The sequence below is a fragment of the Duganella aquatilis genome (assembly GCF_009674565.1).
Classification (GTDB): Bacteria; Pseudomonadota; Gammaproteobacteria; order Burkholderiales; family Burkholderiaceae_D; genus Rugamonas; species Rugamonas aquatilis.
Genome location: NZ_WKJL01000006.1, coordinates 134,558 through 155,900 on the forward strand (window position 1 = coordinate 134,558; position 21,343 = coordinate 155,900).

The window sequence follows — 21,343 nt, forward strand, 5'->3', positions numbered from 1 at the left end:
GCAAGGTCAAAATTAATGACGCGCCAGTCATTTGCAAACCGAGTTATTCGGCTTATAATTTATAAATAACCTGTCAGTCATTAAAAGGAAGCCGCTGTGTCCACTCTCAAGAATATGCTGGTCGCCGCCTCGGCGCTGGCCCTGCTTGGCGCTTGCTCCAAACCGGAAGAGAAAACCGAGGATATCCGTCCCGTGCGCGCCATTCAGCTGGTCGGCAGCGATGTCGACGTGAATGCCGAGTTTTCCGGCGAAGTGCGGGCGCGCGTCGAATCGCGCCTCGGCTTCCGTGTCGGCGGCAAGATCGTCAGTCGCAAGGTCGACGTCGGCACGTTGGTCAAGAAGGGCCAGGTGCTGATGCAGCTCGACCCGCAGGACTTGCAATTATCGCAAGCCCAGGCCCTGGCCAACTTGCGCGCCGCCGAAACCAACCGCGACCTGGCCAAGGCCGACCTCAAGCGTTACCAGGAACTGGTCAGCAAGAGCTTTGTCAGCCAGTCGGTATTGGATGCCAAGGATTCCACCTTCAAGGCCGCCCAGGCCAGCGTCGATGCTTCGCAGGCGGCGTATCGCGGCCAGGCCAACCAGGCCGGCTACGCCGCGCTGGTGGCGGACGTCGATGGCGTGGTGACCGAAGTCGATGCGGAAATTGGCCAGGTGGTGACTGCCGGCACGCCGGTGGTGCACGTCGCCAAGTCGGGCGAGAAGGAAATCGTCATCGGCCTGCCGGAAGACAAGGTCGAAACGCTGCGCCGCGTGCAGGACGTGCAGGTGCGCCTGTGGGCCGATCCGAAAAACACGGTGGCCGGCAAGATCCGCGAGATTTCGCCGGTGGCCGATCCATCCACCCGTACCTACACCGTCAAGGTATCGATTCCTGATGCCTGGGCTGAAGCCAAGCTGGGCATGACCGCGCTGGTGCAGTTCGCGTCCAAGACGCCGGCGCCGCAGATCAAGGTGCCGCTGACCGCGCTGTTCTATGAGAAATCCACCACCTCGGTGTGGGTGGTGGAGCAGGGCGCCGTCAAGCTGGTGCCGGTGACCATCGGCGGCGTGGCCGGCAACGACATCGTGCTGGCCGGCGGCGTCAAGCAGGGCCAGACCGTGGTGACGGCCGGCGTCAACCTGCTGAAGCCGGGCCAGAAGGTCAAGATCCTGGGTGACGACTTGCCGAAGGCCGCCAAATGAAGGAAGGATTCAACCTCTCGCGCTGGGCGCTGGAACACATTCCACTGACCCGCTACCTGATCGCGGTGCTGCTGATAGGCGGCGCGCTCAGCTATTCCAACCTGGGCCAGGATGAAGATCCGCCGTTCACCTTCCGCGCGATGGTGGTGCGGGCCAACTGGCCGGGCGCGACCTCGCTGCAAATGGCCGAGCAGGTCACCGACAAGCTGGAGAAAAAGCTCCAGGAAACGCCGGGCATCGACGAGATTTCCAGCTATTCCAAGCCGGGCGAAACCACCATCATCCTCAAGCTGCGCGAATCGACGCCGCCCAAGGACGTGTCGCAAGCCTGGTACCAGGTGCGCAAGAAGATCAGCGATATCCAGCTGACGCTGCCTTCCGGCGTGCAGGGGCCGTTCTTCAACGATGAATTCGGCGATACCTACGGCTCCATCTTCGCGCTGTCCGGCGACGGCTTTACCTATGCCGAGATGAAGGATTACGCCGATTTCGTGCGCCAGCAGCTGCTGGGCGTGCCGCTGGTGTCCAAGGTCGAGCTGTTCGGCGTGCAGGATGAGAAGATCAATATCGAGTTCTCGCACCAGAAATTCGCCCAGCTGGGCATTCCGTTCGAGGCCATCGTCAACCAGATCGCCACCCAGAACACGGTGGAAGCCACCGGCGTGCTGGTGACTCCGAGCGACAACCTGCAGGTGCGCGTCACCGGCGCGCTGAAGACGGTCAAGGATCTGGAAGACCTGGAACTGCGCGCCAACGGCACCACCTTCCGCCTGGGCGACTTCGCCACCATCAAGCGCCAGTATCAGGATCCTCCGGGCAACAAGATGCGCTTCAACGGCAAGGAAGTGATCGGTCTCGGCGTGTCGATGGAGAAGGGCGGCAACATCATCATGCTCGGCAAGCACATGGAGAAAACCGTGGCCGAGCTGAAGGCCAAGCTGCCGGTCGGTATCGAGCTGGAGCGCGTGTCGGACCAGCCGGAGGCGGTCAAGGAGTCTGTTGGCGAGTTCGTGCATACGCTGATCGAGGCGGTGCTGATCGTGCTGGCGGTGAGCTTTGTCGCGCTGGGCCTGCACAGCAAGCCCAAGCTGCGTCTGGACGTGCGTCCGGGCCTGGTGGTGGCGCTGAGTATTCCGCTGGTGCTGTCGGTCACCTTCCTGTTCATGCGCGTGCTGGAAATCGACCTGCACAAGATTTCGCTGGGCGCGCTGATCATCGCGCTGGGCCTGCTGGTGGATGACGCCATCATCGCCGTCGAAATGATGGTGCGCAAAATGGAGGAGGGCATGTCGCGCTTCGACGCCGCCACCTTCGCCTACAAATCCACCGCGATCCCGATGCTGACCGGCACGCTGATCACGGTGGCAGGCTTCCTGCCGATCGGCCTGGCCAAGTCGGCGGCGGGCGAGTACACCTTCTCGCTGTTCTCGGTCAACGCCCTGGCCCTGGTGATTTCGTGGGTGGTGGCGGTGACGTTCACGCCTTACCTCGGCTACGTGCTGCTGAAGGTCAAGCCGCATGCCGACGGCGGCAGCGAGCACGACCTGTTCGATACGCCGGGCTTCCGCAAGTTCCGCGCGCTGGTCAACTGGTGCGTCGAGTACCGCTGGATCACGATCGGCGCCACGCTGGCGGTGTTCGCGCTAGGCGTGTACGGCTTCAAGTTCATCGAGAAGCAGTTCTTCCCGGATTCCAGCCGCCCCGAACTGATGGTCGAGATGTGGACGCCGGAAGGCACGACCTTTGTCGCCAACGAGGCGCAGGTGAAGAAGTTTGAAGCCTTCATCCGCAAGCAGGAAGGCGTGGTCAGCGTCACCAGCTACGTCGGCACCGGTTCGCCGCGTTTCTATCTGCCGCTGGACCAGATTTTCCCGCAGACCAATGTGTCGCAGATCGTCGTGCTGCCGAAGGACCTGAAGGCGCGCGCCGCCTTGCGCGACAAGATCGTCGACGTCTTCAAGCATGATTTCCCGGAGGTGCGCGGCCGCGTCAAGCTGCTGCCGAACGGGCCGCCGGTGCCGTATCCGGTGCAGTTCCGCGTGACCGGCACCGAGGTGGACAAGGTGCGCGCCATCGCCGACCAGGTGAAGGACATCATGCGCGCCAATCCGAACACCATCGGCGTCAACGACAACTGGAATGAGTCGATCAAGGTGCTGCGCCTGGACCTGGACCAGGACAAGATGCGCGCGCTGGGCGTGACCTCGCAAACGGTGATGCGCGCCGCCAACACCATCCTGTCCGGCACCACCATCGGCCAGTTCCGCGAAGGCATCAAGCTGATCGACATCCAGATCCGCCAGCCGGTCGAGGAGCGGGCGACGATTTCGGTGCTGAACGATACCAATATCCCGACCGCCAGCGGCAAGTCGGTGCCGATCAGCCAGCTGGCCCGCGCGCACTTCGTGTGGGAACCGGGCGTGGTATGGCGCGAAGGGCGCGACTGGGCCATCACCGTGCAGTCGGATGTGGGTGACCACATCCAGGGGCCGACGGTGTCGGGCCAGATCGAGCCGAAACTGAAGGCGCTGCGCGACGCGCTGCCGGCCGGCTATGCCATCACGGTCAAGGGCGCGGCCTCGGACAGCGGCGCGGCGGAGGCGTCGATCGCGGCCAACCTGCCGCTGGCGATCTTCCTGATCTTCACGCTGCTGATGCTGCAGCTGCACAGCTTCTCCCGGGCGCTGCTGGTGTTCCTGACCGGTCCGCTGGGCGTGGCCGGGGCGGCGATGGCGCTGCTGGTGCTCGGTCGTCCGCTGGGCTTCGTGGCCAACCTGGGCATCATCGCGCTGTTCGGCATGATCATCCGCAACTCGGTGATCCTGGTCGACCAGATCGAGCAGGACATCAAGGCCGGCCACGATCCGTGGACCGCGATCGTCGAATCGGCGGTGCGCCGTTGCCGCCCGATTATCCTGACGGCGGCGGCGGCGGCGCTGGCGATGATTCCCCTTTCGCGCTCGGTATTCTGGGGCCCGATGGCGGTGGCGATTATGGGCGGGCTTATTTTGGCCACGGCGCTGACCTTATTGTTCCTGCCGGCGCTGTATGCGGCCTGGTTCAGAGTGAAAAAGCCTCTAAAACAGGCAAATAATTAGAAATTTGCGCGGAATGTTGGCGACATACTAAAAAACGCCACCATTCCGCGAAAAACCCGTTAAAATACCGCGTTGAAGTTGAAAGCTCCTGCATCAAAGAGCGGGAATAGGGCGACCGTTTTCACTTACGGGTCGCCCTTTGCTTTTGTGCACACATGCCGCGAGGATGGCGAAATTGGTAGACGCACCAGGTTTAGGTCCTGACGCCAGCAATGGTGTGGGGGTTCGAGTCCCCCTCCTCGCACCAACTGTACTTTTTATTTTTTGGACGATTTTTACATGGCAACTGCAGTCGAAACCTTGGGCAAACTCGAACGTCGTATCACGATCTCCTTCCCGCTGACCGAAGTCCGCGCTGAAGTTGAGAAGCGCCTGAAAGTGCAAGCCAAAACGGCTAAGGCACCAGGCTTCCGTCCGGGCAAAGTTCCTCTGAAAATGGTCGCAGCACAGTACGGTTATCAGATCGAAACCGAAGTGCTGAATGATAAAGTTGGCCGCGCTTTCAACGACGCCGCAAACGAAGCCCAGCTGCGCGTTGCTGGCTTCCCGAACATCGAGCCTAAGCAAGAATCGCCAGCCGGCGTCCTGAGCTTCGACGCGACCTTCGAAATCTACCCGGAAGTCGTCATCGGCGACCTGACCACCGTGGAAATCGAAACCGTCAAAGCCGACGTCAGCGATGCTGAAATCGACAAGACCATCGAAATCCTGCGCAAACAGCGCGTGCACTTCCACACCAAGGGCGAAGCCGGCGAACACGGCGACGGCGGCGAAGCTGTTGCTGCCAACGGCGACCGCGTGACCGTCGACTTCGTCGGCTCGATCGACGGCGTTGAGTTCCCAGGCGGCAAAGCTGAAGACTACCCGTTCGTGCTGGGCGAAGGCCGCATGCTGCCGGAATTCGAAGCCGCCACCGTCGGCCTGAAAGTCGGCGAAGCCAAGACCTTCCCACTGGCTTTCCCAGAGGACTACCATGGTAAAGACGTGGCCGGCAAAACCGCCTCGTTCACCATCACGCTGAAAAAACTGGAATGGGCGCACCTGCCGGAAGTCGACGCCGAATTCGCCAAGTCGCTGGGCGTGGCGGACGGCGACGTCGCCAAAATGCGCGACGACATCAAAGTCAACCTGGAACGTGAAGTGGCTGGCCGCGTGAAAGCACGCAACAAGGAAGCCGTGATGGAAGCGCTGGTGAAAACCGCGACCCTGGACGTGCCACAATCGCTGATCGCCCAGGACACCGAGCGTCTGGCCGAAATGACCCGCCAGGACATGGCGCAGCGCGGCATGAACGTCAAGGACGTGCCGTTCCCACCAGAACTGTTCGCGGAAAAAGCCGAGCGTCGCGTACGCCTGGGCCTGATCCTGTCGCAACTGGTCGGCGAAAACAACCTGCAAGCCCAGCCTGAACAGGTGAAGGCGCAGATCGAAGACTTCGCACAGAGCTACGAAGACCCACGCGAAGTGCTGAAGTACTACTACAGCGATCGTCGTCGTCTGGCTGAAGTCGAAGCCCTTGTATTGGAAGAAAACGTCGTCAACTACGTCCTGGGCCTGTCGAAGACTTCGTCCAAGGCTATCGCCTTTGACGAACTGATGGGAAGCAACGCACAAGCGTAATTCAGTTTGGGCCGGATGATGTATTATTGGATACACCCGGCCTTTATAGCTGCTTCACAAGGAAATGGAATGACTGGTATGAACCGAAATCCGGCGCTGGACACCGAAATGCTCGGCCTGGTGCCGATGGTGGTGGAACAAAGCGGTCGCGGCGAGCGCTCTTACGACATCTACTCGCGTCTGCTGAAGGAACGTATTATCTTCATGGTCGGTCCGGTCAACGACCAGATGGCCAATCTGGTGGTCGCCCAGCTGCTGTTCCTGGAAAGCGAAAATCCAGACAAGGACATCTCGCTGTACATCAACTCTCCTGGCGGTTCGGTTTCGGCCGGCCTGGCGATCTTCGACACGATGCAGTTCATCAAGCCAGACGTGTCGACGCTGTGCACCGGCATCGCCGCCTCGATGGGCGCGTTCCTGCTGGCCGCCGGCGCCAAGGGCAAGCGGTTCTCGCTGCCGAACTCGCGCATCATGATTCACCAGCCGTCGGGCGGTTCGCAGGGCATGGCGTCGGATATCGAAATCCAGGCCAAGGAAATCCTGTACCTGCGCCACCGTCTGAACTCGATCATGGCTGAACGCAGTGGCCAAACCGTCGAGCAGATCGCCAAAGACACCGATCGTGATCGCTTCATGTCGGCGGAAGAAGCGGTAGAGTACGGTCTGATCGACAAAATGTTGACCAACCGGGCTTAATGCTTCCCCCGCAGCATTGCTAAAAAGACGCCCGGACGATTAATCGTTCGGGCGTTTCGTTTTTATTTCGGGTAGCATGTGGTGTAGGCGGATTTTTTCCAGTCTTCAAACTTGCTAACCGGCAATGGCCAAGCCATTCTGTAACCAAAGAAAACTGCCCATGTCAGACAAAAAATCCTCCAGCGGCGAAAAACTTCTGTATTGCTCGTTCTGCGGCAAAAGCCAGCACGAGGTGAAGAAGCTCATCGCCGGCCCGTCGGTCTTCATCTGCGATGAATGCATCGACCTGTGCAATGACATCATCCGCGACGAGACCTCGGCCATCGAGTCGGTCTCGGGCGCCAAGTCGGACCTGCCGACCCCGCACGAAATCAAGGACCTGCTGGACCAGTACGTGATCGGCCAGCAGACCGCCAAGCGCATCCTGTCGGTGGCGGTGTACAACCACTACAAGCGCCTGAAGCACCTGGGCAAGAAAGACGACGTCGAGCTGGCCAAGTCCAACATCCTGCTGGTCGGTCCGACCGGTTCGGGCAAGACCCTGCTGGCGCAGACCCTGGCGCGCATGCTGAACGTGCCGTTCGTCATCGCCGACGCCACCACGCTGACCGAAGCCGGCTACGTGGGCGAGGACGTCGAGAATATCATCCAAAAACTGTTGCAAAGCTGCAACTACGACGTGGACAAGGCGCAACGCGGCATCGTCTACATCGATGAGATCGACAAGATCTCGCGCAAGTCGGACAACCCGTCGATCACCCGCGACGTGTCGGGCGAGGGCGTGCAGCAGGCGCTGCTGAAGCTGATCGAGGGCACCATGGCCTCGGTGCCGCCACAAGGCGGCCGCAAGCACCCGAACCAGGACTTCGTGCAGATCGACACCACCAACATCATGTTCATCTGCGGCGGCGCGTTTGACGGCCTGGCCAAGGTGATCGAGAACCGTTCGGAGAAATCCGGCATTGGTTTCGGCGCCTCGGTGAAAAGCAAGTCCGAGCGCAACGTCAGCGAAGTGCTGCTGGAAGCGGAACCGGAAGATCTGATCAAGTTCGGCCTGATCCCTGAGCTGGTGGGCCGTCTGCCGGTGGTGGCGACGCTGAACGAGCTGACCGAAGAAGCGCTGATCCAGATCCTGGTCGAGCCGAAGAATGCGCTGATCAAGCAATATTCGAAGCTGCTGGAAATGGAAGGCGCGGAACTGGAAATCCGCCCGGCCGGCCTGCACGCGATCGCCAAGAAAGCCCTGGCGCGCAAAACCGGCGCCCGCGGCCTGCGTTCGATCCTGGAACACGCGCTGCTCGATACCATGTATGAGCTGCCAAATGAAACCAATGTTACTAAAGTGGTGATCGACGAAAATACCATTACCAGTGGCGCAAAACCATTGTTGATTTATCAGGAACAGGCCAAGGCTTCTGGTGAGAATTAAATAACTTGTGCACACTTGCCCCACGCGACAGTAAAATTCATTTCGCATCCGTGGGGCAAGGCGGTACAATAAAAATCAATAAAAGAATGCAGGCTTCATTCGGAAAGCCACTCGTGACGGCCTGTCGCGCGTGGCTTTTTTATTTGGCATTCTTTTAGAGCGACTTGGCATAATTGGAAAACATTCTTTTATATGAGGAATATTTCTTGCAGGTCGGTCTTGTGATTTGGCATAACAGCGCCCACATCATAATCACGCTTTCACATAAGGTACGCCATGACAACTTCCAAATTAACTGAGCAAACTCAACTGCCGTTATTGCCACTGCGGGACGTCGTCGTATTTCCGCATATGGTGATACCGCTGTTCGTAGGGCGCCCAAAATCGATCAAGGCGCTGGAAGCCGCTATGGAGCAGGGCAAGAGCATCATGCTTGCCGCGCAAAAAGCCGCTGCCAAGGACGAACCTTCTGCCTCCGATATTTACGAAATCGGCTGCGTGGCCAATATTCTGCAAATGCTGAAACTGCCGGACGGCACCGTCAAGGTGCTGGTCGAAGGCGCTCAGCGTGCGCGCATCAACAAAATCACCGACGCGCCGACGCACTTCGTGGCCGATCTGACGCCGCTCGATTCCGAGCTGGGCGACGATTCGGAAATCGAAGCCATGCGCCGCGCCATCGTTCAGCAGTTCGACCAGTACGTCAAACTGAACAAGAAAATCCCGCCTGAGATCCTGGCATCGCTGTCGGGCATCGACGACGCCGGCCGCCTGGCCGACACCGTCGCCGCGCACCTGCCGCTGAAGCTGGAGCAGAAACAGGTGATCCTGGAGATCTTCAGCGTCGCCAAGCGCCTGGAGCATCTGCTGGGCCAGCTGGAAGGCGAACTGGACATCCTGCAGGTCGAGAAGCGCATCCGTGGCCGCGTCAAGCGCCAGATGGAGAAGTCGCAGCGCGAGTACTACCTGAACGAACAGGTCAAGGCCATCCAGAAGGAACTGGGCGAGGGCGAAGACGGCGCCGACCTGGACGAACTGGAGAAGAAGGTCGCCCTGGCCAAGATGCCGAAAGAGGCGCTGGACAAGGCTACCGCCGAGCTGAAAAAGCTGAAACTGATGTCGCCGATGTCGGCCGAAGCCACCGTGGTGCGCAACTACATCGACACCCTGGTCAGCCTGCCGTGGAAGAAGAAATCCAAGGTCAACAACGACCTCACCAACGCTGAAAAAGTGCTGGAAGGCGATCATTACGGCCTGGAAAAAGTCAAAGAACGCATCCTGGAATATCTTGCAGTCCAACAGCGCGTCGACAAGCTGAAAGCGCCGATCCTGTGCTTCGTCGGTCCTCCAGGCGTGGGTAAAACCTCGCTGGGCCAATCGATCGCCCGCGCCACCAACCGCAAGTTCGTGCGCATGGCGCTGGGCGGCGTGCGCGACGAGGCCGAGATCCGCGGTCACCGTCGTACCTACATCGGCTCGATGCCGGGCAAGGTGCTGCAATCGCTGGCGAAAGTCGGCGTGCGCAACCCGCTGTTCCTGCTGGACGAGATCGACAAGATGGGGGCGGACTTCCGCGGCGATCCGTCGTCGGCGCTGCTGGAGGTGCTGGATCCTGAACAGAACCACACCTTCTCGGACCACTACATCGAGGTCGACTTCGACCTGTCGGATGTGATGTTCGTGGCGACCTCGAACTCGTACAACATTCCGCCGGCCCTGCTGGACCGTATGGAAGTGATCCGCCTGTCGGGCTACACCGAGGACGAGAAAACCAGCATCGCCCAGCGTTATCTGCTGCCGAAACAGGTCAAGAACAACGGCCTGAAAGAGGACGAGATCTCGATCAGCGAAGCGACGGTGCGCGACATCGTGCGTTACTACACCCGTGAAGCCGGCGTGCGTTCGCTGGAACGCGAAGTGTCGAAGATCTGCCGCAAGGTGGTCAAGATGCTGCTGCTGAAGAAGTCGGACAAGAAAGTGACGATCACGCCGAAAAACCTGGACAAGTTCCTGGGCGTGCGCCGCTACGACTTCGGCGTGGCCGAGAAAGAAAACCAGATCGGCCAGGTGGTCGGCCTGGCATGGACCGAAGTGGGCGGCGATCTGCTGACCATCGAGGCCGTGCAGATGCCGGGCAAGGGCGGTGTGATCCGCACCGGCACGCTGGGCGACGTGATGAAAGAGTCGATCGAAGCAGCCCGCACCGTGGTGCGCAGCCGCGCCAATCGCCTCGGCATCAAGAACGAAGTGTTTGAGAAGTCGGACATCCACATCCACGTGCCGGAAGGCGCGACGCCGAAGGACGGTCCGTCCGCCGGCGCCGCCATGACGGTGGCGATGGTGTCGGTCTTCACCGGCATTCCGGTGCGCGCCGACGTGGCGATGACCGGCGAGATCACGCTGCGCGGCGAAGTGCTGCCGATCGGCGGCTTGAAGGAAAAACTGCTGGCGGCCCAGCGCGGTGGCATCAAAACCGTGCTGATCCCCGAGCAGAACGTCAAGGATCTGGCCGACATTCCGGACAATGTCAAAAACAAGCTGGAGATCGTGCCGGTGCGTTGGATCGACAAAGTGCTGGAAATCGCCCTAGAGCGCCAGCCGGAGCCGCTGGTGGAAACTGCGCCGGTGGAAGCCGTCGCGGCGGCCGCCGCCAAACCGGATGGCCAGACCGAGGTGGTAAAACACTAACGTTGTAGCTGTAATATCAATAAAACAGGCGCTTATATAGCGCCTGTTTTTTTATTTTTACTTATTTTTCTATTGTGCAGCCTTGACACACTGGTGGGCTGGCTTGTTTAATACGGCCTGAAATTTTCGCGTTGCCGCATTTTAAGGCGGCAACAGATATAACCTATGTGACGGGGAATTGCTTTGAATAAGACTGAATTGATCGACCATATCGCTACCACCGCTGATATTTCGAAAGCGGCTGCTGCTCGCGCACTGGACGCAGTGATTGACGGTGTTACCACCACCCTGCAAAAGAACGACAGCGTGACCCTGGTTGGCTTTGGTACCTTCTCCGTGAGCGAACGCGCTGCCCGCACCGGCCGCAATCCGCGCACCAAAGAAGAGATCACCATCGACGCAGCTAAAGTTCCTAAATTTAAAGCTGGTAAAGCTTTGAAAGATGCTGTAAACTAACGGACTTCGGTGAGCAGCACAGGCTGTAAAGCTGTTCACCACAGGCAAACGGGCGGTTAGCTCAGTTGGTAGAGCGGAGCCCTTACAAGGCTTAGGTCGGGAGTTCGAGCCTCTCACCGCCCACCAGATGTTTGAAAAAACAAGTTTGCCAAAACGTAAGTTTTAAAGTAGTATGTAGCACCTTGTAGTTTGCTGGAGCGGTAGTTCAGTTGGTTAGAATACCGGCCTGTCACGCCGGGGGTCGCGGGTTCGAGTCCCGTCCGCTCCGCCAGCAAATACAAATCGAGTAGTACCCAAAGGAGCGGTAGTTCAGTTGGTTAGAATACCGGCCTGTCACGCCGGGGGTCGCGGGTTCGAGTCCCGTCCGCTCCGCCAAGAACAAGATACCCCGCAGCTTATATGAGCTGCGGGGTTTTTCTTTTTCGGGCCTATAATTCAACATTGAATATCCGATATATTCCTTGTAAAATCCAGCAACCGGAATTGGCGAACGCGAGTTCGCCTTTTTTGTATGTGCAAGTCCCACTCAATCCGAATTGGCAGACCATGTTTGAATTTATTCGTACCCATCAACGTTTGATGCAAATCTTCCTGGCGATCATCATCGTGCCATCGTTTGCATTTGTCGGCATCGGCAGTTACAAAAGCTTTGGCGACGACGCCAGCACCATCGCCAAGATCGATGGCAAGCCTTTGAGCCAGCAGGAGTTCGACAACGCCGTGCGCAATCAGCTGGATACCTACCGCCAGCGCCTTGGCGCGCAGTTCGACCAGAAAATGTTCGACACGCCGGAGTTCAAGCAGAACATCTTCGACCAGCTGATCGCGCAACGCGCCATCGCTGCAGAAGTCATCCATAACAACCTGAGCGTGTCCGACGCGCAGCTGCAAAAAGCCATCATCGACATGTTCGGCGGCCCTGGCGCTTTCGACAAGGAGCGCTACATCGCCATCCTGACCGCGCAAGGCATCCGTCCTGAAGACAACGACGCCCGCATGCGCCGCGACATGGCGCTGCAGCAGCTGGCCACCTCCATCGAAGGCACCGGCTTCGCGCCGCGCACCGTCGCCAAGACCCTGTCCGACATCGCCTCGCAAGAGCGCGAAGTGCAGGAACTGCTGCTGCCGGTGGCCGACTTCGTGCCGCAGGTCAAAGTGACCGACGAGATGGTCAAGGCTTTCTACGACAAGAACAGCAAGTTCTTCGAAGTGCCTGAGCAGGCCAAGATCGAATACGTGGTGCTGAACAACGACGCCGTGATGAGCCAGGTCAGCGTGACCGACACCGAAGTGTCGGACTACTACGCCAAGAACTCGGCCCAGTTCACCACGCCGGAAACCCGCCGCGCCAGCCACATCCTGATCGCCGTGAAGAAGGGCGCCAGCGCCGCCGACACCGCGGCCGCCAAGGCCAAGGCCGAAGCCATCGTGGCCGAACTGCGCAAGACCCCTGGCGACTTCGCCAAGGTGGCCAAAGCCAAATCGGAAGATCCAGGTTCGGCCGAGCAGGGCGGCGATCTGGGCGTGATCGAAAAAGGCGTGATGGTAGCGCCGGTCGAAGCCGCCATCGGCAAGCTGAAGCAAGGCGAGATCAGCGATGCGGTGCAGTCGGAATTCGGCTTCCACGTGCTGACCGTGACCGAGCTGAAGCCAGCCGTGGTCAAGCCGCTGGACGTGGTGAAAGCCGACATCACCGATCTGCTGAAGAAGCAGAAGGCCGCCAAGAAGTACTCGGAAATGGCTGAAACCTTCACCAACACCGTCTACGAACAAGCGGACAGCCTGAAACCGGTTGCCGACAAGCTGGGCCTGAAGATCGAGACCGCCGCCAACGTATCGCGCACCGCATCGCCGGCCGCCGGCGCCGCAGCGTTCAACAACGCCAAGTTCCTGAGCGCGCTGTTCTCCAACGATTCGCTGAGCAGCAAGCGCAATACCGAAGCGGTTGAGACTGCACCGAGCACCCTGGTGTCGGGCCGTATCGTCGAATTCAAGCCGGCGAGCAAGCGTCCGCTGGCCGAAGTCGATGCGCAGATCCGTCAGCGCGTGACCATGGAAGAAGCCGCCAAACTGGCCGCCAAAGCTGGCGAAGAGAAACTGGCTGCCTTCAAGAAGTCTGGCGATGCGACCGGTTTCGGCGCCGCCAAGCTGGTGTCGCGCTCCAAGCCTGATGGCATCAACGGCCTGGCCATGCAGTCGATCATGAAGGCCGACGCCACCAAACTGCCAGCTTACGTTGGCGTTGACGTGCCAGGCATGGGTTACGGCGTGTACCGCATCGGCAAAGTGCAGCAGCCTGCCACCGCCGATGAGGCGCAGCGCAAATCGGAAGCCGATCAGATCGGCAACCTGTTGGCGCAGCAAGAGATGGCGCAGTACATCGAGTTCCTGAAGCAAAAGGCCAAGGTCAAAATCCTCAAGCCGGTTGCGACGACAACCACCGTGACTGAAGTGAAGTAATCCAACAAGGGCCGCAACTAGCGGCCCTTTTTACAATGACGCAAACCAGGGGAACGCTGCTCGGCCTCGCTGCCATTCTGTTGTGGAGCACGGCGCCATCGCTGCTACGCCTGTTCAGCGAAAGCGCCGGCGCGGTGGCCGGGGCGGCGATGATCTACACGCTGGCCTCGCTGATGCTGCTGGTGTTGCGCGGCTGGACGCCGCTGCGGCTGTATCCGCGTCGCTACCTGCTGATCGGCGGCGCGCTGTTCGCCGGCTACGAGGTGGCGCTGGCCCTGGCGTTGGGCTTCGCGCAGGACCGCACCCAGGCGATTGAAGTCGGCCTGCTCAACTATTTGTGGCCTTGCCTGACCGTTGCGCTGATGGTGCTGAACGGCCGCCAGCGCGCCAAGCTGTGGCTGGCGCCCGGACTCCTGTTCTCGCTGCTCGGCGTGGCGTGGATACTGGGTGGCGGCGAAGGCTGGTCGCCCGCGCACATCGCGGCCAATGCGGCGCACAATCCCCTGAGTTACGGACTGGCACTGGCCGGCGCGCTGCTGTGGGCGGTGTACTGCACGGCCGCCAAGCCGCTGGCGCAGGGCACGGATGCCATCGTGCCGTTCTTTATGCTGACCAGTGTGGTGTTGTGGCTGAAGTTCGCGGCGAGCGGCGCGGCGCTGCCTGCGGTGGGCGGTGTCGGCACGGTCGCGGCGCTACTGTGCGCGGCGGCGGTGATGGCGCTGGGATATGCCAGCTGGAATCGCGCACTGGCGCATGGCAATCTGGCGCTGCTGGCTGCGGTGTCGTATGCGGCGCCGGTGCTGTCCTCGGCATTCAGCGCCGCCATTTTGCGTACCGCGTTGCCGGCCAGTTTCTGGCAAGGCGCGGCGATGGTGACGGCGGGCTCCCTGTGCTGCTGGTGGGCTACCCGCCGGACTGCTTAGTACGTGTAGTTCAAACGCGCGTAGTAGTAGCCGCCGTTGATGCCGATCGGCGAGAACGAAGGATACTGCGTCACCGCCGCCGTGTTCAGCGCAGCGCGCGCCGCCGCGATGTACGCCTGGTTCACCTTGTCCGGATACTTGTTGAACAGGTTGTTGGCGCCGACCGATGCGGTCAGTGCCTTGGTCAGGCGGTACGATACTTCCAGGTCGGTGGTCGCCAGCGTCTTGATCTTGGTCTCGTAGTAGGTCACGTTGTCCAGCGAGTTATAGTTGGACGACGGGCCGTAGATCGATTCGCGCAGATTGACGCTCCAGTCGCCTTTCTTCCACAACGCACCCAGATTCACGCGCACCTTCGGCGACGATTTCTCCAGCGAGGCGATCGCTGCCTGGTCCAGCAGCTTCTGCGGCAGCAGTTGCGACGGCGCCTGGTTGACCTTGGTCACCTCCACCTTGTTGTAGTTGGCGGCGGCCGACCAGTCGACCTTGCCTGCATCGCCGAAGTTGCTGCCATACGAGAACACCGCTTCGACGCCCTGGTCCTTGGTGTTGGCGGCGTTGGAGAAGATGCTGATGCCGGTCTTGGTCACGGTCGGGTCCAGGATATTGCCGTTGGCCTTGATGGCAGCCACCACCGCCGGCGCGTTCACCGCATTGCCCGAGCCAAACACCGTGCCGCTGCCGATGATGCGGTCGTGGATGTTGATGCTGTAGGCATCCACCGTCAGCGTGGCTTTTGGCATCGGATGCAGCACGAAGCCGACGCTGTAGTTCTGGGACTTCTCAGGTTTCAGGCCGTTGATGCCGACCAGCGCCGCCGCCGGCGAGTTCGGCGCCAGCTGCACCGACGCCTGCGTTGGCGACACGTTGGTGGCCGAGTAGTACTGCTCGGCCATGGTCGGCGCGCGGAAGCCGTTGCTGACCGTGCCGCGCAGCGCGAACTCTGGCGTGAAGTCGTAGCGGCCGGTGATCTTGCCCACGCGTGCGCTGCCGAAGTCGCTGTAGTTCTCGTAGCGCGCCGCCACGTCCAGCTTCAGGTTGGCGATCGGCGAGCCGGCCAGGTCGATGTACACCGATTTGTTGTTGCGGTTGTGGCTGCCGGCGTCGGTCAGCGAGAAACCAGGATACGATTGCGAGCCTTCCTTGTAGCGCGAGGCGGCGTCGCCGGCGCCGATTTCATAGGTGTCGCGGCGATATTCCAGGCCCGCAGCCACCGACAGCGGCGTGGCCCAGCCAACCGCGTATTCATTGCTGATGTCCAGCGAGGTGGTCCATTGGCTGGCGGTGAAGGCGCCGGCGTGGAAATTGGTCGGCGTCGAACCGGTGTCGTTGTAGAGCGCGATGTTGGCCGAGTTGATCACGCCGATGTCGGCCTTGTCCTGGCCGTAGGTGGAGCTCAAGTCCCAGTTCCAGCCGGCCGCCGTGCCGCGCGCGCCGCCGGTGAACGCATAGTCCTTCTCGTCCATCGCTTCCAGCGGGTTGAAGCCGTTCGGATAGATCTTCGGCAGGCGGTTCGGCAGGCGGTAGTTTTCGTACGACTGCGCGGTCTTCTTGCCGTAGGTGGCAAGGCTGTACAGCTCGACGCCGCCCAGATCGACGCCGGCGTTCAGCGACAGCAGCGAGATGTGGTAGGCGGCGTCGCCGGAGATCTTGTTCGCGTACGGGTAGCCGTCGGCCTTGGTCAGGGTCGGCATGGCCGCCATGTTGGCGGCGCTGACCACGCGCGGGTCGATGTCGGAGCGGTCGCTGTGGCCGTGGTATTTGTGTTCGCCGGTGATGTTGATGTAGCTGTTGTCGCTCGGTGCGAAGCCCTGGTTGAAGGAGACGTCGCCGGTCTGGCCGCCCTGGTCGATATAGGCGCCGCCGGTGGTGGTCAGCGAGCCGCCCGAGCTGTCTTTCTTCAGGATGATGTTGATCACGCCGGCAATCGCGTCGGTGCCGTACTGGGCGGCGGCGCCGTCCTGCAGCACCTCGATGTGGTCGATGGCGGCGACCGGGATGAAGTTCAGGTCGGTCGCGGCGCCGCCCTGGAACGGCCCGGACAGCACGGCCAGGTTGGCGGTGGTGTGGCGGCGCTTGCCGTTGACCAGCACCAGCGTGTCGTTCGGGCTGAGGCCGCGCAGGCGGGCCGACAGCGTCAGGTTGGCGGTGTCGCCGCCGAAGGCCTGGGCGGTGAAGGAGGGCAGATTCTGCGCCAGCGCCTGGATCAGGTCGGGCTGGCCGGTACGCTCCAGCGAACCGGAGTCAAGCACCTGGATCGGCGAGGCGCTGTCGACGGCTTTCAGGCCACTGCGGCGGGTGCCGGTGACGATGACGGCTTCCACATTGTCGGTCACGACCGGTGCGGCAGGCGTGGCGACGGCGGTGTCATCGGCCGCAAAGGCGGCGGAGGCGGCCGCAGCTTGCATGGCCAGCAGAACGGCTTGGGTCAACAGACGGCGCTTGATGTGCTTGGGGTGCTTCATTGGTACCGCTCCTTCAAGGTTTAAGAAATGAAACTAAAGCAATTTTTCTTAACTCTTCGCAAAAGCCATGCCATGAATTTCATGGTGAAAGCCATGTAAATACTTTTTGCGGGAAGGATGGCGACCGGCGCCGTCGATTACTTGGTGCGGCTACGTAGAACCCCTAAGCAGCACTACGGACGCTGCTTTGTAACAAAGTGTTTACGGGCCTGGAGGCCCGCATGCACTATTTTGGGGGATGCACTGTTGTGGACGTTGTGGTTAACGCGTAGTGGCGATCAATTGTAGGGCAGCGGCGTTGAAAGCGGCGCTGTCGATGTCGTCCAATGCCAGCGGCACGGCCTGGCTGTAGCGGGTGAAATTGCGGTCGATGGAGCGCAGGTAGGCCGGATCGTAGTGGTCGGCCAGCAGTTCTTCCACCAGCGGCGCCATCTGGCCGGCGTCGGACATGGCGTGCCAGCGGGCGATCTTCTCGCGGCCGTGCAGCTGCGTCAGGTGCTCCAGCTGGCCGTTCAGCAGGGCCGGATCGCCGAGGAAGTGCTGGTAGTCCTGCATCAGCAGGCGCACGCGGTCGGCGCGCGACAGCGTCAGGGCGATGCAGTCGGCGGCGCGCATGGCATCCATCAGCGCGGCGGGCACGCGCAGGTTGCCGACCTTTTTGCTCTCGGCCTCGACGAACACCGGCCGCGCCGGATCAAAGCGGCGCATAACGTCCCAGATATGGCGCTCGAACGCCTTCTGGCTCGGTTGCGGCTGACTTGGCAGCTGGCCCAGCACCGAACCGCGGTGCGCGGCCAGCTGTTCCAGGTCCAGCACCTGCGCGCCTTGCGCGTGCAGCGTCTCCAGCAGGCGGCTCTTGCCGCTGCCGGTGGTGCCGCACACCACCTTGAAATGCAGCGCCGGCGGCTGTTCCAGCGCCGTGTTCACTTCCTGGCGAAACGCCTTGTAGCCGCCGTCCAGTTGCACCACCGGCCAGCCGATCTTGGCCAGGATGTGCGCCATCGCGCCGCTGCGGTTGCCGCCGCGCCAGCAATAGACCAGCGGCCGCCAGTCGCGCGGCTTGTCGATCCACAGTTCCTCGATGTGCCTGGCGATGTTCCTGGCGACCAGGGCCGCGCCGACCTTCTTGGCGTCGAACGCGCCCACCTGCTTGTACATAGTGCCGATGCGGATGCGCTCCTCGTCGTCGAGCACCGGCGCGTTGATGGCGCCGGGCAGGTGGTCCTGCGCGAATTCGACCGGGCTGCGGGCGTCGATGATGGCGTCGAAGGTGTGGAGCTGGGCCAGCACCTGGTCGATGCCCAATACTTCTGGATACTTCATTTTGCCTTGATGGTTTTTTGCAGGGTAGGCCAGATATTGGCCAGGATGATCGAATGCGCCTCGGCCAGCGGATGCAGGCGGTCGGCCTGGAACAGCTGCGGCTTGTCGGCCACGCCATCGAGCATGAACGGCACCAGCGGCGCCTTGATGTCCTTGCTCAGCGTGCCGTACATGGCGAAGAATTTGTCGGCGTAATCGCGGCCGTAGTTGGGTGGCATGCGCATGCCGATCAGCATCACCTTGGCGTCGGCCTTGGCCGCTTCGTCGTTCATGGCGCGCAGATTGGCCTGGGCGGCGGCCACCGGCAGGCCGCGCAGGCCGTCGTTGGCGCCCAGTTCGATGACCACCAGGTCGGGCTTGTACTTGGTCAGCAGCGCGGGCAGGCGCGAGCGGCCGCCGCTGGTGGTCTCGCCGCTGACGCTGGCGTTGACCACCACCGCGTCGATCTTGTTTTGCTTGAGTTTCTGCTCGGCCAGCGCGACCCAGCCGGTGCCGCGCGACAAGCCGTACTCGGCAGACAAACTATCTCCGAGCACAAGCACGGTTTTTGGTGCAGAATAGGCGCTCGCCGCTGCCGACAGCAGGAGCAGGGCGGCCAGTGATTTTCCAGATAAACGTTTAAACATATTCAGCATGCCCGATTTCCCTAATGCGTCAACTCATTTCATGCCGGATGGCCCGGCCCTGGCGGCGTCGCCTGTGAAGGCGGCGGCGGATGTGCAGCCGGCCATTGCCGTCAGCGGCCTGGCCAAGCGTGTCGCCGACGCCAGCGGCGAGCTGACGATCCTGCACGAGGTGGATTTTACCGTGCAAAAGGCTGAGACGCTGGCAATCGTCGGCGCCTCGGGTTCCGGCAAGTCGACGTTGCTAGGCCTGCTGGCCGGTCTGGACACGCCCAGCGCCGGCAAAGTGGTGCTGGACGGCGTAGACATTTATGCACTGGACGAAGACGGCCGCGCCGCGCTGCGCAAGGAAAAGCTGGGCTTTGTGTTCCAGTCCTTCCAGCTGCTGGCGCATCTGACAGCGGTGGAAAACGTCATGCTGCCGCTGGAACTGGCCGGCATTTCCGGCGCCCGCGAGCGCGCCGAAGCGATGCTGGCGCGCGTCGGCCTGGGTAGCCGACTGAAGCATTATCCGAAATACCTGTCCGGCGGCGAGCAGCAGCGCGTCGCCCTGGCGCGCGCCTTCGTCACTGAGCCGCCGCTACTGTTTGCCGACGAACCGACCGGTAGTCTCGACGCCGCCACCGGCGAAGCCGTGATCCAGCTGATGTTCGAACTGAATCGCCAGCACGGCTCGACGCTGGTACTGGTCACCCACGACCAGGCCATGGCCGCCCGCTGCGGCCGCACCATCACCATCGCCGCCGGCCGCCTGGTCTAAAACGCCAAACCGGGGTCAGTGCCGACATTCGGACATTCGGTCGCTCACGACCGAATGTCCGAATGTCGGCACTGACCCCGGTTTATCAGCGGGTGTGGTGCTGGACCATGCGGTTGAGGGCGGTGCGGATGGCGGGGATCAGTTCGGCGGCGGTCAGGCCGATCGGGCCGCAGCCTTCGGTGACCAGCGCGTCGGCGGCCATGCCGTGCAGCCACACCGCCGCCAGCGCCGCTTCCCAGTGCGGCCAGCCCTGCGCCAGCAGCGCGCCGCACAGGCCGGCCAGCACGTCGCCGGTGCCGGCGGTGGCCAGCGCCGGATTGCCGGTGGTGTTGATGACGGCCTTGCCGTCCGGCGCCGCAATCACCGTGCCCGATCCCTTCAGCACGACTATCGCTTGCAGACGCGCCGCCAAAGTGCGCGCCGCCGCCAGCCGGTCCGCTTGTACGGCGGCGATGCTGCTGCCCAGCAGCCGCGCGGCTTCCAGCGGATGCGGCGTCAGTACCACGGCGGCTTGGCGCTGCGCCAGCCTGGTTTGCAGCGCGGCGTCGCCGGCCAGCAGGTTGAGGGCGTCGGCGTCGGCCAGCAGCGCGCTGTCGCTGGCGATGGCCTGGTCCAGCACCGCATGCGCGGCGGACGAGTCGCCCAGGCCGGGACCGATCACCAGCGTGGCGGTATTTAGCTCAAAATCGCCGGCGATGCGGCACATCAGCTCCGGCTGGCCCGGATCGCAGGGCAGCGCATCCTCCACAAACAGCGCGTAGACGCGGCCGGCGCCGCTGTTGATCGCCGTGCGCGCGGCCAGAATCGGCGCGCCGCTCATGCCGCGCGCACCGCCAATCACCGCCACATTGCCGTAGCTGCCTTTGTGCGAATTGTGGCGCCGCACGTGCAGATGACGCGAGAAGAATTTGACTTCGTTCAGGTGCAGAGACGCCGGCGCGAAAAGGCCGGCGTCGATTTCCAGCCGCGCGACATCCACCAAACCGGCGTAGTCGCGCCCATCGCAGGTATGCAAGCCCGGCTTGTTGCCGATGAAGGTGATGGTGTGCGTGGCGCGAATGGCGACGCCGTCCGGCCCCACCACACAGCCAGTGTCGGCATCGAGGCCGCTGGGCGCATCCAGTGCCAGCACATTGCAGTGCAGCTGGTTCACCGTTTCCACCAGCGTGCGCAGCGCGCCGTCCAGCGGCCGCTTCAGGCCGATGCCGAACAAACCGTCGATTACAAGGTTCCACTCGGTGGCGGCAATATTGGCGTCTTCCAGCCCGCGGAAACGGGCGTCGCTGACCTTGGCGCGTTGCAGCGCGGCCTGGCGCTCGTCCGAGGACACGCGGCCATCGGCCGGCGCCAGGTGAATCAGCGTCACCTGCGCACCGGTGTAGGATAAATGCGCCGCCGCTTCCAGCGCGTCGCCGCCGTTGTCGCCGGGGCCGGCCAGCACCAGCACCTTGGCTTGCGCGGTCGACAACGGCAGCAAGTCCAGCGCGGCGTTGGCCGCCGCCTGCCCGGCGCGTTGCATCAAGGCGCCTGGCGGCAGCGTGGCGGCTGCCGCGTACTCGACGGCGCGGATTTCAGCAACGGTGTAAAGTGGATTCATGGTGCCATCTTAACATCTAA

The 21,343-nt window shown here is 61.8% G+C and carries 14 protein-coding genes and 4 tRNA genes; 14 read left to right on the forward strand and 4 right to left on the reverse strand.

All coding sequences use genetic code 11. The features are described from left to right. Nucleotides 1-114 precede the first annotated feature (114 nt). From GJ698_RS11330 to yddG, 13 genes are all read left to right on the forward strand, one after another. Nucleotides 115-1,185: an efflux RND transporter periplasmic adaptor subunit gene (locus tag GJ698_RS11330; RefSeq protein ID WP_154357798.1), complete on the forward strand. Its 1,071-nt coding sequence runs from the start codon at nt 115-117 to the stop codon at nt 1,183-1,185. Beyond that, complete coding sequence (locus GJ698_RS11335) at nt 1,182-4,283, forward strand: efflux RND transporter permease subunit (protein WP_154357723.1); 3,102 nt, start codon at nt 1,182-1,184, stop codon at nt 4,281-4,283. Before GJ698_RS11330 ends, GJ698_RS11335 begins: the two co-directional genes overlap by 4 nt. Nucleotides 4,284-4,443: 160 nt before the next feature. After that, a tRNA-Leu gene (locus tag GJ698_RS11340) sits at nt 4,444-4,530 on the forward strand. Nucleotides 4,531-4,562: 32 nt separating this feature from the next. Continuing rightward, entirely contained in the window at nt 4,563-5,903 is a 1,341-nt protein-coding gene (tig, locus tag GJ698_RS11345) for a trigger factor (RefSeq protein ID WP_154357724.1), read from the forward strand. Between the two features lie 78 nt (nt 5,904-5,981). Next, nucleotides 5,982-6,599, forward strand: coding sequence for an ATP-dependent Clp endopeptidase proteolytic subunit ClpP (gene clpP, locus GJ698_RS11350; RefSeq protein WP_371865248.1), 618 nt, complete (start codon nt 5,982-5,984; stop codon nt 6,597-6,599). Nucleotides 6,600-6,759: 160 nt separating this feature from the next. Beyond that, nucleotides 6,760-8,028: an ATP-dependent Clp protease ATP-binding subunit ClpX gene (clpX, locus tag GJ698_RS11355; protein ID WP_154357726.1), complete on the forward strand. Its 1,269-nt coding sequence runs from the start codon at nt 6,760-6,762 to the stop codon at nt 8,026-8,028. A 276-nt stretch (nt 8,029-8,304) separates the two neighbouring features. Beyond that, nucleotides 8,305-10,716 (forward strand): endopeptidase La, encoded by a 2,412-nt coding sequence (gene lon, locus GJ698_RS11360; protein ID WP_154357727.1) that lies wholly within the window; start codon nt 8,305-8,307, stop codon nt 10,714-10,716. Nucleotides 10,717-10,899: 183 nt separating this feature from the next. Beyond that, nucleotides 10,900-11,172, forward strand: coding sequence for a non-specific DNA-binding protein Hbs (hbs, locus tag GJ698_RS11365; RefSeq protein WP_154357728.1), 273 nt, complete (start codon nt 10,900-10,902; stop codon nt 11,170-11,172). Nucleotides 11,173-11,222: 50 nt separating this feature from the next. Further along, a tRNA-Val gene (locus GJ698_RS11370) sits at nt 11,223-11,298 on the forward strand. 68 nt (nt 11,299-11,366) lie between these two features. Next, nucleotides 11,367-11,443, forward strand: a tRNA-Asp gene (locus GJ698_RS11375). A 27-nt stretch (nt 11,444-11,470) separates the two neighbouring features. Next, nucleotides 11,471-11,547: transfer RNA gene (locus GJ698_RS11380), tRNA-Asp, on the forward strand. Between the two features lie 171 nt (nt 11,548-11,718). Next, complete coding sequence (locus GJ698_RS11385; RefSeq protein WP_154357729.1) at nt 11,719-13,632, forward strand: SurA N-terminal domain-containing protein; 1,914 nt, start codon at nt 11,719-11,721, stop codon at nt 13,630-13,632. A gap of 35 nt (nt 13,633-13,667) precedes the next feature. Continuing rightward, entirely contained in the window at nt 13,668-14,555 is an 888-nt protein-coding gene (gene yddG / locus GJ698_RS11390; protein WP_154357730.1) for an aromatic amino acid DMT transporter YddG, read from the forward strand. On the opposite strand, the gene GJ698_RS11395 is transcribed toward yddG, so the two are convergent. The 3 genes from GJ698_RS11395 to GJ698_RS11405 all read right to left on the reverse strand — a co-directional run bounded on the left by GJ698_RS11395 (nt 14,552) and on the right by GJ698_RS11405 (nt 18,969). Next, nucleotides 14,552-17,020: a TonB-dependent receptor plug domain-containing protein gene (locus GJ698_RS11395; RefSeq protein WP_229259942.1), complete on the reverse strand. Its 2,469-nt coding sequence runs from the start codon at nt 17,018-17,020 to the stop codon at nt 14,552-14,554. The two genes, yddG and GJ698_RS11395, sit on opposite strands and share 4 nt — an antisense overlap. Nucleotides 17,021-17,281: 261 nt before the next feature. Beyond that, entirely contained in the window at nt 17,282-18,343 is a 1,062-nt protein-coding gene (gene mnmH / locus GJ698_RS11400) for a tRNA 2-selenouridine(34) synthase MnmH (protein WP_154357731.1), read from the reverse strand. After that, the gene (locus GJ698_RS11405; RefSeq protein ID WP_371865254.1) at nt 18,340-18,969 is read right to left on the reverse strand and encodes an arylesterase; all 630 of its coding nucleotides are present in this window, start codon (nt 18,967-18,969) and stop codon (nt 18,340-18,342) included. The genes mnmH and GJ698_RS11405 overlap by 4 nt, the downstream gene beginning before the upstream one ends. 40 nt (nt 18,970-19,009) lie before the next feature. Here GJ698_RS11405 and GJ698_RS11410 point away from each other — a divergent pair, with 40 nt between their 5' ends. Next, entirely contained in the window at nt 19,010-19,726 is a 717-nt protein-coding gene (locus GJ698_RS11410; RefSeq protein WP_154357800.1) for an ABC transporter ATP-binding protein, read from the forward strand. 85 nt (nt 19,727-19,811) lie between these two features. Here GJ698_RS11410 and GJ698_RS11415 read toward each other — a convergent pair whose 3' ends face one another. After that, a complete protein-coding gene (locus GJ698_RS11415) occupies nt 19,812-21,323 on the reverse strand; it encodes an NAD(P)H-hydrate dehydratase (protein WP_154357733.1) in 1,512 nt (503 codons plus the stop codon). Between the last annotated feature and the right edge of the window lie 20 nt (nt 21,324-21,343).

What these genes read in the sequence shown, in the direction of transcription:
- GJ698_RS11330 (WP_154357798.1), top strand. Translation starts at nt 115, where the DNA reads ATGCTGGTCGCCGCCTCGGCGCTGGCCCTGCTTGGCGCTTGCTCCAAA.
- GJ698_RS11335 (WP_154357723.1), top strand. Translation starts at nt 1,182, where the DNA reads ATGAAGGAAGGATTCAACCTCTCGCGCTGGGCGCTGGAACACATTCCA.
- tig (WP_154357724.1), top strand. Translation starts at nt 4,563, where the DNA reads ATGGCAACTGCAGTCGAAACCTTGGGCAAACTCGAACGTCGTATCACG.
- clpP (WP_371865248.1), top strand. Translation starts at nt 5,982, where the DNA reads ATGAACCGAAATCCGGCGCTGGACACCGAAATGCTCGGCCTGGTGCCG.
- clpX (WP_154357726.1), top strand. Translation starts at nt 6,760, where the DNA reads ATGTCAGACAAAAAATCCTCCAGCGGCGAAAAACTTCTGTATTGCTCG.
- lon (WP_154357727.1), top strand. Translation starts at nt 8,305, where the DNA reads ATGACAACTTCCAAATTAACTGAGCAAACTCAACTGCCGTTATTGCCA.
- GJ698_RS11385 (WP_154357729.1), top strand. Translation starts at nt 11,719, where the DNA reads ATGTTTGAATTTATTCGTACCCATCAACGTTTGATGCAAATCTTCCTG.
- yddG (WP_154357730.1), top strand. Translation starts at nt 13,668, where the DNA reads ATGACGCAAACCAGGGGAACGCTGCTCGGCCTCGCTGCCATTCTGTTG.
- GJ698_RS11395 (WP_229259942.1), bottom strand. Translation starts at nt 17,020, where the DNA reads ATGAAGCACCCCAAGCACATCAAGCGCCGTCTGTTGACCCAAGCCGTT.
- mnmH (WP_154357731.1), bottom strand. Translation starts at nt 18,343, where the DNA reads ATGAAGTATCCAGAAGTATTGGGCATCGACCAGGTGCTGGCCCAGCTC.
- GJ698_RS11405 (WP_371865254.1), bottom strand. Translation starts at nt 18,969, where the DNA reads ATGTTTAAACGTTTATCTGGAAAATCACTGGCCGCCCTGCTCCTGCTG.
- GJ698_RS11410 (WP_154357800.1), top strand. Translation starts at nt 19,010, where the DNA reads ATGCCGGATGGCCCGGCCCTGGCGGCGTCGCCTGTGAAGGCGGCGGCG.
- GJ698_RS11415 (WP_154357733.1), bottom strand. Translation starts at nt 21,323, where the DNA reads ATGAATCCACTTTACACCGTTGCTGAAATCCGCGCCGTCGAGTACGCG.